Source organism: Pleomorphochaeta caudata, assembly GCF_055395745.1.
Window position 1 is genome coordinate 132,030 of the sequence record NZ_AP042458.1, and the last position, 12,913, is coordinate 144,942.

Annotated in this window: 13 protein-coding genes; 2 read left to right on the top strand and 11 right to left on the bottom strand. The window is 27.8% G+C overall.

The window, feature by feature from the left end; translation table 11 throughout:
• Nucleotides 1-2: 2 nt before the first annotated feature.
• The 9 genes from ACZ5RS_RS00610 to ACZ5RS_RS00650 form a co-directional block, all read right to left on the bottom strand.
• Entirely contained in the window at nucleotides 3-1,040 is a 1,038-nt protein-coding gene (locus ACZ5RS_RS00610; RefSeq protein ID WP_464636931.1) for a GGDEF domain-containing protein, read from the bottom strand.
• A 257-nt stretch (nucleotides 1,041-1,297) separates the two neighbouring features.
• Nucleotides 1,298-3,301 carry an alpha-glucosidase gene (locus tag ACZ5RS_RS00615; RefSeq protein WP_464636932.1) on the bottom strand — a complete coding sequence of 668 codons (2,004 nt, stop codon included), beginning with the start codon at nucleotides 3,299-3,301 and terminating at the stop codon, nucleotides 1,298-1,300.
• A gap of 5 nt (nucleotides 3,302-3,306) precedes the next feature.
• Entirely contained in the window at nucleotides 3,307-4,164 is an 858-nt protein-coding gene (locus ACZ5RS_RS00620; RefSeq protein ID WP_464636933.1) for a carbohydrate ABC transporter permease, read from the bottom strand.
• An 11-nt stretch (nucleotides 4,165-4,175) separates the two neighbouring features.
• Nucleotides 4,176-5,042: a carbohydrate ABC transporter permease gene (locus ACZ5RS_RS00625; RefSeq protein WP_464636934.1), complete on the bottom strand. Its 867-nt coding sequence runs from the start codon at nucleotides 5,040-5,042 to the stop codon at nucleotides 4,176-4,178.
• Between the two features lie 57 nt (nucleotides 5,043-5,099).
• On the bottom strand, nucleotides 5,100-6,362 hold the full coding sequence (locus tag ACZ5RS_RS00630) for an ABC transporter substrate-binding protein (RefSeq protein ID WP_464636935.1): 1,263 nt from the start codon (nucleotides 6,360-6,362) through the stop codon (nucleotides 5,100-5,102).
• Nucleotides 6,363-6,846: 484 nt separating this feature from the next.
• Entirely contained in the window at nucleotides 6,847-7,350 is a 504-nt protein-coding gene (locus ACZ5RS_RS00635; RefSeq protein WP_464636936.1) for a nitroreductase family protein, read from the bottom strand.
• Nucleotides 7,351-7,362: 12 nt separating this feature from the next.
• A complete protein-coding gene (locus ACZ5RS_RS00640; protein WP_464636937.1) occupies nucleotides 7,363-7,644 on the bottom strand; it encodes a thioredoxin family protein in 282 nt (93 codons plus the stop codon).
• 16 nt (nucleotides 7,645-7,660) lie between these two features.
• On the bottom strand, nucleotides 7,661-7,942 hold the full coding sequence (locus tag ACZ5RS_RS00645) for an ArsR/SmtB family transcription factor (protein WP_464636938.1): 282 nt from the start codon (nucleotides 7,940-7,942) through the stop codon (nucleotides 7,661-7,663).
• 69 nt (nucleotides 7,943-8,011) lie between these two features.
• Nucleotides 8,012-8,923, bottom strand: coding sequence for an aldo/keto reductase (locus ACZ5RS_RS00650; protein WP_464636939.1), 912 nt, complete (start codon nucleotides 8,921-8,923; stop codon nucleotides 8,012-8,014).
• 139 nt (nucleotides 8,924-9,062) lie between these two features.
• Between ACZ5RS_RS00650 and ACZ5RS_RS00655 the strand changes: the two genes are divergently transcribed.
• Complete coding sequence (locus ACZ5RS_RS00655) at nucleotides 9,063-10,259, top strand: MFS transporter (RefSeq protein WP_464636940.1); 1,197 nt, start codon at nucleotides 9,063-9,065, stop codon at nucleotides 10,257-10,259.
• On the opposite strand, the gene ACZ5RS_RS00660 is transcribed toward ACZ5RS_RS00655, so the two are convergent.
• The gene (locus tag ACZ5RS_RS00660) at nucleotides 10,256-11,101 is read right to left on the bottom strand and encodes an ADP-ribosylglycohydrolase family protein (protein ID WP_464636941.1); all 846 of its coding nucleotides are present in this window, start codon (nucleotides 11,099-11,101) and stop codon (nucleotides 10,256-10,258) included. The two genes, ACZ5RS_RS00655 and ACZ5RS_RS00660, sit on opposite strands and share 4 nt — an antisense overlap.
• Before the next feature lie 284 nt (nucleotides 11,102-11,385).
• On the opposite strand from ACZ5RS_RS00660, the gene ACZ5RS_RS00665 reads away from it, so the two are divergent.
• Nucleotides 11,386-11,883 carry a hypothetical protein gene (locus ACZ5RS_RS00665; protein WP_464636942.1) on the top strand — a complete coding sequence of 166 codons (498 nt, stop codon included), beginning with the start codon at nucleotides 11,386-11,388 and terminating at the stop codon, nucleotides 11,881-11,883.
• A gap of 72 nt (nucleotides 11,884-11,955) precedes the next feature.
• Here the strand turns inward: ACZ5RS_RS00665 and ACZ5RS_RS00670 are convergent, their stop codons facing one another.
• Nucleotides 11,956-12,906, bottom strand: a complete 951-nt coding sequence (locus ACZ5RS_RS00670; RefSeq protein ID WP_464636943.1) for an HAAS signaling domain-containing protein — start codon at nucleotides 12,904-12,906, stop codon at nucleotides 11,956-11,958.
• Between the last annotated feature and the right edge of the window lie 7 nt (nucleotides 12,907-12,913).

Genomic DNA, 12,913 nt, shown 5'->3' on the forward strand with positions numbered 1-12,913 from the left:
TATTATATTTTCTTTACATTATTTCTGCCACTATTCTTTGCTAAATACAAAGCCTTATCTGCTATATCAATTAAATAATTAGTTCCAATGTTTTCAGTAGGAAGAGAGAATGTATAACCTAAACTAATTGTAACAATTTTTTCTTTTGACTCTTTAAATTCAATACTTAATTTTCTAACTTCGTCTAAAATAAAATTAGCAATATCATTTAACTTATCTTCATCATGACCATAATAGAATGCAATAAATTCTTCACCACCATATCTAAAGATCTCAATATCTTTTTCTACTGAAATTTTTTCATACAATTTTGATAAAGATTTTAGACAAAGGTCTCCTTTTAGGTGTCCTTTGCTATCGTTATATAATTTAAAATGATCTATATCCATCATCATAACACCAGTAATTGGTAATGGATTATTCTTTTTTTCACTATTAGAGATCTTAATATACATTAATCTTCTATTTGGTAATCCAGTTAAAAAATCAATATGTTCATTTTCTTTAGATTCTCTTTGAATATCAAAACTCATTAATTTAATATGACGATAATTATTTCCTAATAAAAACCCTATTAAAGTAAAGCAAGTGGAATTTATTACATCCTCAATTGCAATATCAAAAGGTTTAATAACAAGACATACAACCACATAAGATAAATAAAATACTAATAATGTCCCATTAACTCTTATAAAACTATCGGGTATTAACAAGGGTAATAATGCGAGTAATACAACTATACTAGTTCCAGTTGAAGTTGGTCGCATAATAGCCCCAATGTATATAAAAAAGCAAAATACAAAAACAGCTACTAAATAATAAGTTAATAAATGTAAGTTAAAACTATTTGATTTTAAGATTGTGACGTAACAAACCAAACTTAATATTGCCCCAACTCCATATAAAACAGTTACTGACAAATCAGGTTTTGTATATTGAGAAATAATAACAAGAGATAAGAAAAGAATTATACAAGCTGGTAAGATAATCTTTAACAGCCTATCTAAGTCTTCTTTTACAGATTCTTGATTATTCTTCAACAATCTTTTTTCTAATTGAATATAATGAACTAATGATTTAAAAAGTTTAATAAGTATCCCCCTGACAATTAAACAAAAAGCTCATATAGAAGTATAACATTAATTAAATGCAAATTGTCTTAATCGTTATCTATATCGTTTTTAATTTTTATAAAATCCCTAATTTGAGAATACTCATTTTTTATGATTATGTCTATAATTTTATTTATGCAATGAATGTTTTATATCAAATATAAAACATTCTAATGCAATAATCATTATATTAAAGGCTTCTCGACTTTCCTAATTTGTTCAAATAATGAAGCAAATTTACCAGCTTTTTTATAAAAAACTGCTGGAGTTAAATATGGTGTTTCAACCTCATATTCACCACCTTTAAAGGCTTTACCACTAAAGATATGAATCCAATCATCCTCTGGTAAAATAACCTTTCTTGAGAAAGTCTCTTCTTTTATTTGTGGAGCAACAATTAATTCATCACCAAGCATATATTGGTCTTTAATATTATAATATTTTTCATCATCATAATGGAAAAATATTGGTCTTTGAACTGCAATACCACTTTCATGATTTATAATGTTTAAATTAGCTAAATAATCAAATAACATATTATGAATTTTTACTAAATAAGCAAAAGCTTTTATAGAAATCTCATCATCCATTAATTGGTGATTAACTTCAGGTCTGTTTCCTTCATGAGTTCTCATAAATAAGGTAAAAGTTGCCATTTCAGCCCATCTAATTAATAATTCTTTTGTTCTTTTTAAATTGAATAATGTGGTGTATCCACCTATATCACTATGATGTAATCCCATAGCACACATTGAAAGAGATAAGGCCGATGTAATTACACTAGGAAGTCCATCATCCTCACTAAAGTCTACATTCTGATCTCCAGCCCAAATTATTTTACAATATTTTTGGCTCATAGCATTACCTGCTCTCATAAAGAATACTATATCATCTCTATCTAGTTCATGACATGCTTGCCAATTTAATTTGGCCCAAAGACCGGGCCATCTATTATGCTCTACTAAAGCATCTCCATTTCTTAAATAACAATCAGTTGGTAAATATTCACCAAAGTCTGCCATCCAACCAGAGAGACCAAATTTAATTAAATTTTCTTTTATTACTTCTTTATACCAATCAAAGGCTTCAGGTATTGTAAAATCAATTATTCCACAATTAAATTCACCAAAATCAACAAAATAGTTTTCACCATTTTTATCTTTGGCTAAATAATCTTTTTTAATTGCTATTTCACAAAGAGAACCATCATGCACAACATATGGATTAATATATCCCATAACTTTTATATTATCTTTCTTTAAATCATCAATAATATTAGGTAAGTTTGGATACAATTTTTCATCCCATTTCCAGTCCCATCTTAATCGTTTACCAAATGAGGTTATATTAATGCCTTCCCAATCTTGAATCCAAATACTATTAAGATCTAAGTTCAAAGATTTAGCTTTATTTATACAACTAAGGGCATAATCACTACCCCCTTGAATTCCTAAAGATAAACCTTTCATTGCCCAAGTTGGGAATAAATCTTGATGTCCTAAATAATTTGATAGTTTTTTTACTACTTCTAAAATATTAGCTGCACTTCCAATAACAATTTCTTTAGGAGCTTGCCAAAAGGTTATCTCATGATAATCTTCATTTTCAAAATTAAAGTTACAATAAGCATAGGTATCACAATGCATAAAATATTTTCTACTAGATACATAAGTAGGTTGAGGATAAAATGTAGTATAATAATCCCCACCTCCTCTCATAGCTTGATCAGCTAATTTTGTTATCTCAGTATTCTTGTTTCTTCCCACTCCTTGTTCACTAGTAAAAATTGGATAGCTTTTACCTCGTAAATTGAAATATGAGAATTGTTCTCCAAGACCAAATACTGCTTCATTTTTTTCTGCTTTTACTTTAATTGTGATTCTATTATAGTTATCAGGAATAGAAATAAACTTAATTTTAATTAAACCATCTTTTTCTTCAAATTGAATTTTTGCATCTTCATTATCTTTACTATTGAAGCTTAAAACAACTTGGTTATTTTCAATTTTAGTATTAGTAATAGCAAAATCTTGTGATTTTTCGACCTTATCTTCAATAAAGAAATTTCCCAAATACATATCTATATCTGCATTTGCTTTTTGTAAACTTAGAAAATTATTATCTTCTATAAAAACCACATCTTCATTACAAACTCTAATTTTATTGTTAATATTTTTTACAGCAATCATATAATTTATCCTTTTACAGCTCCATTTGTCATTCCACCAATAATCTGATCATGCATAAAAATATAGACAATTATTGTAGGTAACATAGTAATTACTATTGCAGCTAACATACTAGTATAATCAACAACAAACTGTGATTTAAAATATCTTATTCCTAATTGTAATGTTCTAGCTCTTGCACTATTTGTTAATAACATTGCATAAGTAAATTCATTCCAACAATAAATAAACATTAAAACACCTGCTGTAGCTAAACCAGCTTTTGATAAAGGAAAAATTACTTTTGTAAATCTTTGTGCAAAAGTACATCCATCAATTACTGCAGCTTCTTCTAATTCTTTTGGAATAGTAGACATAAAGCCATGAATTAAATAAACGGATATTGGTAAATTAATTGCAGCATAAACAATAATCAAACCACCTAAATTATCAATCAAATGAATTTTATTGATTAATCTAAAATATGGAACCATTAAAGCAATTATTGGAATTAAAACTCCAGACATAATTACTGTTAATAACAAATTATTAAATTTAAATTTCTCTCTTGAAATTGCAAAAGCACCCATTGATGAAACAATCAAGTTTAATGCAGTTGCAAATACAGCAACAACTATTGAATTTAAAAATAGTCTTGGTAATCCACTCATTGATATAGCATTTAAATAGTTACCAAATTGCCATTTTGCGGGGAGTGAAAAAGCTGATGCAGTTTCAAATTCTAAATTAGTTTTAAAAGATGTTATGAACAACCAAATTAAAGGTAAAACAGTTATACATAAAAAGAATATTAAATAAAACCATTTTAGAAATGTACCAATAAATCCAAATTTTGTTTTTTCTCTTACTACTTTACTAGCCATTTACTTGCCCCCTAATTATCACTATTTTTTGTTAAGAAATGCCTAATAAGACCGATTGTTGCGCCTCCAAATATTACGAGAGTTGCACCAATAGCATTACCTTCACCATAACGAAGTGCTTGCATATCTGTATAAAGCATAATTCCCATAACAGATGTTACATGAGCAGGACCGCCTCCAGTCATTAAGAAGGTTGATTCAAAGTGTCTCATACCATAAGCAAGTGCTAATGTGATTGTAGTAATTAAAATAGGTTTTAACATTGGCAAGGTGATATGAAGCTCTTGTTGCAAAACACTAGCCCCATCCAATTCAGCAGCTTCATAATAAGATTCAGGTACACTTAGTCTAGAAGCTAGAATAACAATCATGAAGTACCCAATATAAAACACTTGTTGAAATATTACTGCAGCAAAAGCAGTATCCATATTTCCTAACCAGTTATTTGTTAAATGGCCTAGTCCCACAAATGTCAATAATGCATTTAAAACACCATTTTTTGCATTATAAATTGCAGTCCACATCATTGCTAAAGCTACCTGAGATATAACATTAGGTAGAAAATATACTGTTCTTAAAACTTTCCAGCCTTTAGGTCTTCTTGCTAGAATCATAGCCATAATACAAGCCATTGGAACTTGAATAAAACCTAAAACTATAGCCCAAACTATATTGTTTCTTAAAGATAATCTAAAATACTCATCACCAAATAAGTACTTATAGTTTCCAAATTTTATAAATTCAGGTGTAGTAAATCCATTCCACTTAGTTAAACTAGTTACAATTACATAGGTAAGTGGATATATAAAAAATGCGGTGAATAAAATTAATACTGGCAATAAAAATAGGAAAATCATTTTTCCGTTCTTATTATGCATATGTCCTCCAAATTAAATCACGGGCCTAGAAAAATCTAGGCCCAAACAAAATTTCAATTAACGAATTTTTGCTGCTATTTGAGCTACGAATTCTTCAGGAGTTGCATTACCAGAAGCCATCTTAGCTAAAGCTTGTCCAAATTCAGCCATTACATCAGTTGCAAAATTGAATTGGAAGTGAGTTTGTATAAATGAGGCATTATTTACTTGTTCATTAAATTGAGTTTGTAATCTATTACCTGTTACACCAGGAGTCTTAACTGCTAACATAGCGCCAGAAGCTTGAGAAACGCGTGCTGCATTTTCTGGAGTTGTTAACCATTTTAAGAATTTGATTACAGCTGCTTTTTTAGTAGCATCTTTTGTATTTGCAGCTACTAAGTTTGATTGTGGAAAACCAACTTGACCATTTGAATATTCAGATCCTGGGCCAGGACCAATTTCTGTTGCAGCAAATACTTCTGGAGCTTCAGATTGAACACGACCGATATACCACGGACCATTGATAAACATAGCTGTATTTCCAGCTAAATAATGACCACCTGCAACACCTGCATCGCCACCAATTGCATCAACAGTTGTATTTCCATCTTGATACATTCTATTTAAAATAGCTGCTGCTTCAACGAATACTGGATCTGTTGCAAAATCTTTTTCCCAAACATTTGGGCCACCAAATGCGTTTAGAATATGACAATACCATAACATAGAAGTCCATGCATTAGTTCCACCTGTCATTTGAGAAGTAGGAACATATCCTGCTGCTTTAATTTTATCACATGCATCCCAGAATTCATCGAAAGTCTTTGGAATTTCTGTTACACCTGCTTTTTTAAAGATATCCATATTATACCAAATAGGAGTATATCCCATTTCATAAGGTAAGGATTTAGTTTGTCCATTAATTGTAGCTGTTTCAATTGAACCTTCTACAAAGCTATTTTTCCAATCTCCTTTTAATTCATCACTGAAATCCATTAATACATCACTGTTATAGAACATAAATGATGTTTGGTCTGGGTTAAATGAAAAAACATCAGGTGCAGAACCTGAACCTAGCATTGTGTTAATTTTAGATCTATAAGCATCAGCGTCTGGGTTTTCTTCAATAATAACTTTGATTTTTCCTGCATTATCTGCATTAAATTCATCAACAAGTTCTTTAATAGGAGCAGCTTTTGTATCAGCACCAACCCATATTGTAGAAAATCTAATTTCAACCTCTTTGTCACTTGAGCCTTCAGCTTGGCCATTTGCAAATACAAAGGAAGGTACGGCTAATAGAATTGCTAACAATGCAATTAAAAAGTTTTTTTTCATAATAATCTCCTTTTATTATATTTCTTTCATAAAGAAAGTTAATCACAGCTATACTTACATGTCAACTTTTTTTTTACTTACTAAACAAGCAATTATAAATATTTTAGTGATTTTTTTTACACAAAAAAGGGATTATTTTAATAATTATATTATTCTACAAAAGAATATTTATAAAATATATTTCCTTACAATATATACAATTATAAAAATAATTTAAAAATAAAACAAATTTAGAGCAAAAAAATATTTTTTTTCTAAATTTAAAAAGGTATTTTTTTTAAAACTAAACAAATACTTAACATAAATTAACCTATTTGCAAGTCAATTTATAATAAATTTATTTTTTTACATCAAAAAAGTTATTATACAGTATATATATAAATTAATTTAATAATAAATATATCTTAATAAAAAAAATAATATATTGAGGTCCAAATAAACTTTGTATTTATCTAAACCTCAACATTAAAAACTCAATAACAAATTACTTTATCCATTGAATTCTTTTTTCATCAAAGCGATCAATGAATTTATTTTGATTTTCTTTTTTAGGATAACCTAAAGCTATTAATGCAAAAGGAATAACACCTTCCTTTAAATCTAAAATATCATTTAAAGCTTCAATTCTTTCCTCTTTAGGATAAACACCTAACCAGGTTGCACCTAAACCTTGTTCCACAGCTTCTAATAATAGGTTTTCAATACTAGCACCTAAATCTTGAGGAAAAAACTTCTCAGATTTTAAATCCTTAGTCTTTGCTAATACTACTATAGCAATAGAAGCACCTTTCTCAAATTTTTCATAATTACTAACTCTTACTAATTCTTTTAATACTGAGTCCTTTTCAATTACTACAAATTCCCAAGGTTGTTGGTTTTTTGCTGAAGGAGCTTGCATAGCAGCTTTTAAAACACTTAAAATTTTTTCTTCTTCAACTTTTTGATCTGAAAAACTTCTAACACTACGTCTTTCATTAATAATTTTCATTATTTAAATTCCTTAAATTAATTTTTCAATTTCAACAGGACTTAATAACTTTCCACTTGCTACAACTTTCTCATCAACTACTAAAGCGGGAGTACTCATAACACCATATTTAACAATTTCATGCATATCTGTTAAATGAGTTACTTCATCAGTTTTGTTCAAGTTTTTAACAGCTTCAATTGCGTTTTTCTCTAAAGCCTGACATTTTGGACAACCGGAGCCTAAAACTTTAATCCTTGCATTTGGATTATAAGGAGTTGCTTCAGTTTTTTCTTTTTTTGTAAAAATTCCCATAATATTCTCCATTTATTTATTCTTTTTTAGTTTTTGTTAAATTATAAAAAACTTCATTAATAGTTCTTATATTTTTCTCATCTAAACGATAATAATGAGATCTACCATCTACCCTTTCTTTTATTAAATGTACATCTTTTAATAATTTCATATCATAAGAAAGAGTTGGTTGAGTTACATTAAATTTCTTTTGCAATTCGCAAGCACATAACTCACCATTAGATAATAAATCGATGATTTCTAATCGTTTGGCATTTGATAATATTTTAAATACTTCACTTATTTCTTTATAATTCATAAAACCTCAATACATAGAAATGTTTCTATGTAATTTGTACCAAAATACATAGAGAGTTGTCAATGTTTTTTATGGTAATTTTTTCCCAGCAGCTAAATATAATTGATACCACTCATCTCTAGTCAAATCAAATTTAGTAGCTTGAGAGATTCTTTTTAGTCTTTCAAAATTAGTAGTTCCAACAATTACTTGCATCTTCATTGGAAGACGTAGTAACCATGCAACAACTATAGCTTCTTTTGAAACTTGATATTTATCCGCTAATTCAACAATTACTTTGTTTAATTCTACAAACTTGTCATTATCTAAAAAGATTCCTTCAAAAAATCCATATTGGAAAGGAGACCAAGCTTGGAGAGTAATATCATTTAAAATACTATATTCAAACATACCACCATCACGATTAACAGCATGTTTATTTTCGATATTAACATTTACAAAACTATCAATCATTGGACAATGAGTGATACTCATTTGCAATTGATTTACTACAAATTTATTATCACAATATGTATTTAATAAATTCATTTGATAAGCATCTTGATTACTTACTCCAAAAGATTTTACTTTATCACTTAATGATAATTCATTTATTATATCACTTACTTCATTCACATCCATTAAAGGATCTGGTCTATGAAATAAAAAGAAATCTAAATAATCAGTATTTAATCTTTTTAAACTACCATCAATTGCTTTCATTATATGTTCTTTAGAAAAATCATAACAAACACCAGGTCTAATAGCAGCTTTTGATTGAATAATCATTTTATCTCTATCAAGTTTTAAAGCTTTTACAGCCTTAGCAAATTTTTTCTCACTTTCCCCTCTACCATAAATATCGGCATGATCAAAAAAATCTATTCCATTTTCTAGTGCTGTTTCAATTAATCTCTCAACATCTTCATCATTTTTGTTATTAATTCTCATACAACCTAGAACAATTTTTGGAACTTCTCTTTGATAAGTTTTAATCTTCAATATATTTTGCCTCCTTATATATGAATATATTTTCATTATAATACATCTTTTAAATAAAAGCATATAACCAATCAAAATAATTGTTGTTATTTACAAATCAAAAAGATTCAACATATACTATGGGACATAGGCTTTAATTATGAATTACAAAAAAAGATTAGAAAACAATATTATTAATAACTATATTTTTATATTTCTCTCAAATTTAAACTTAACTCATGGTCTTTGGATGATTTATTTAGCCATGAAGGGAATGAGTTTAGCACAACTAGGATTACTTGAGGGTATTTTCCATATAACCTCTTTCTTAATGGAAGTACCAACTGGTTTAGTGGCAGATATATATGGAAGAAAAACTAGTAGAATTATTGGGAGAATATTAGCTTTTATTAGCATAATAATATTACTTTTAGCCAATAACTTTTTCATGTTTGCCTTCTCTTTTGTTTTTATCGCTTTATCATATAATTTAGAATCTGGTGCTGGAGAAGCTTTAATATATGATTCTCTTAAAGAAATAAATTTAGAAAAAGATTATATGAAAATATCTGGGAAACAAGAATTTTCATATCAAATGGCACAGGTTTTTGCTTTTATAATTGGTGGTTATTTAGCTACGATTGATTATAAATATGTTTTTATAATTACATTAATCTTCATAGCAATCACAATATTTCAAGCCTTTAGTTTTCAAGAACCTAATATAGAAAAAGATGATATAAAAAATAAAAAAGGTTTAGAAATTCTAAAACTCCAAATAAAACAGAGTTACACGGCTATAAAGGATAATAAAAAAATTGGTTTCTTTATTATTTTTACTCAAATAATCTTAACCTTTGGAACAAGTTTATTCTTCTATATGCAAAATTATCTAAAAAATAGTAATCACGATGAATTTTTTATTGGATTAATTTTTGCTATATCAGCAATATTTGAAGCTATTGCAAGCACTCAAACCTTTAGACTTGAAAAAAGGATTAAAGAAAAAGGAATATTACTAATTATGCCAATAATTTCAGTTATATGTATTTGGCTAATTGCTCTAACTCCTTATGCTTATGTTTTCTATATTTTAATGATGATTGTTGAAAGTTTTATATATGTTGCTATGAGTGATTATATTAATAAATTAATTCCAAGTAAAAACAGAGCAACAATTCTTTCCTTATCCAGTATGGTATTTAGTTTCTTTATGATTTTTATCTTCCCTTTAATTGGTAAGATTGGGGATTTATTCTCTCTAAACATAGCTTTTATATTCCTAGCGATTGTAGGAACTATTTTTGTAATATGTAATATAATCTTATTAACACGTATCAATAATAAGGCAAATTAATATTGGCATTCTTTATGTTCAATAAAGGCTTTCCATTGATCATAAATTTCTCTTAATTCACTATCTAAATAAGTCAAAGCTTTTTCTTCTAGTTCTTTTGGGACTTGATAAAATGCTTGAGAAATTGCTCCTGTTATTGCAGCAATTGTATCACTATCACCACCTAAGGAAACAGCAATTCTAATTGCATCTTCAAAAGAAGTAGATTCCAAAAAAGCTACAATAGCTTGGGGAACAGTATTTTGACAGGTTGCACTAAATTCATATTCGTCTCGAATTTCATCAATTGTGAAATTAAGATTATAATACTTTTCTTCAATCTTAGTTTTTATCTCATGCTTATGTAATCCACATCTAGATAAGAATATTGCAACTGCAGTTGCTTCTGCCCCTTTTAACCCTTCACTATGATTATGAGTAACATCTGTAACACATCCAGAGAGCATATAAATATCATCAATAGTTCTAGCAAAAAAACCGACAGGACTTATTCTCATAGCTGCACCGTTACCAAAACTATTATATGGTTGAGGATTAATTAAAAACAACCATTTATAAAACATACGACCAAATCCACTATTTGGATATTTCAAACCAAATTCTCTAAGATATTTAATAGTTTGTTGTTTTAAGATTTTACAGTACTCATCATTTTTAAACTTAGATGCCAAAGAAAATTTTAAAATCTTCTCACTTTCCATAATAGCTTTTGCTATTGCCAATGTTAAAATAGAATCATCAGTAGCTCTGCATTCATCATTAAATAATTGAAAATCTTTTTTCTTATAATTATTAAATTCAAAACGAGAACCAACAATATCACCAATTATCGCTCCAATCATAATACAAAGCCTCCTATCCTATATCTATTTTAAATCTTGTTAGTTTATAAAACAATAATAAAAAGAGGACCTTTAACAATATTTTCTAGCAGCTTATTTCATAAGTGATATATGTTATTATTTTTATTTTTTATTTAATTCTTTATACAACATGGAATTAAATAACTTCTAACATATTTTTAAATATTTTTTAATTAAAATTGTTGACATAAGTTACAAGTTGTAATATATTTAAACCATAAAGAAACTAAATAAACAAAAATAATTAAAAGGAAAACAAAATTATGAAAAAATTATTAACAATCCTAGCAGCAGCTATAATAGTATCAGTACCAGTATTCGCTACAGTACAATCTGAAAAATCAGCAGACGTTCAATTAGTAACAAAAATTGCAGAAACAGCAGTTTCATATGAATTAGCTTATGAAGGCACTGTTATTGCAGATCAAACAACAGATAAAGATATTGCAGTTGCACCAATAACAGCAGATGGTTCAACTGGTAATTTTACAGTTATAGCTTCAAGTAATCTAAATAACGATTTAACAGTAACAGTTAATGTAGTACCAGAATCATTTGTAACAACATTAAATGGTGGTACAGAAAATTTTGATTCAAAAATTACTCCAAAAGTAAACACTGATACTAAGATTAATATACTTACAGCTGGTAAACACGTTGACTTATTAGTAAATAAATTCAACTTAAGCTGGAAAGGTAATGCAGATCTTCCTGCTGGTGACTATGTTAGTAATGTAAAAATCACATACTCCATAAATTAATATATAAAAAAATAGGAAATCATTAAGAGAGTGGTAGCTAAATAGCTACCATTTTTTATACTTATTTAAAATTTATATATTAGCCTCTACCACGTAGTGTTTAATAAATTTAGCTAGGCTTGCTATCAAATCAATAATTGAAACAACTAATACAAAAACAAATATTCCTCTAAAACCTAATAATGATCTATAATCTAAATAAAGATTCTTGTTTTGAACAATAAATATTAATAGTCCAACACTAACGCCATCCATTAATAATTCTATAGCACTAGTATATTTTGTATTTCCCACAATAAACTTTATTACTAAAAGAATAATTTCTAAAGTCCAAACAATAGTTATAAAAATCAAGATCTCTTTAAAAACAGGTATATTTATATGATGCCCTAAAGTAATTTGACTTCTTTCAAAAGACCTTTCTAAAAAAGACATGAAATTAGGAAATACATTTATAAGAGCTAAGGCTACTATTGAAAAGAAAATTCCAAAGCCAAGTTCTAACTTTGATTCTTGCGCTACATCTACATCAACATTATCTAGATCACTAATAGACCAAGGTTTGTCCATCTCAAAATCGATTTCTTCAGTACATCTTGAAATTAAAATAAAGACTAATGTAAGAGCCCCAATTGCACTTAAACTAGAGGTAAAAACATTACCGAAAAACTTTAATATACTTTTTAAAAGATTAAAGTTCTCAAAATTGGTGAATAAATCAACAACAAATATAACCGCAAAAGCTATGGCCATCGCACCAATTAGAATTTTAATAAGTAAAAAATAAATATCAGTATAATCTTTTGCAATAATTATATTATCTTTTTTATATCTTGCTGCAACTTCTTTTGGTGATCCAAATTCATAAATAGTCTTTTCGATTTCTTCTTGAGTTGGATTACTACCATATGAAGATTCAATTTCATCCAAAAGTAAAGATTTTAATTCCCTTTTAATTTCTTCTTTAGAATCAGCTGGGAGCTGTTTACCTATTGCATAAATATATTTATCAATTAATTCCATTTATGTA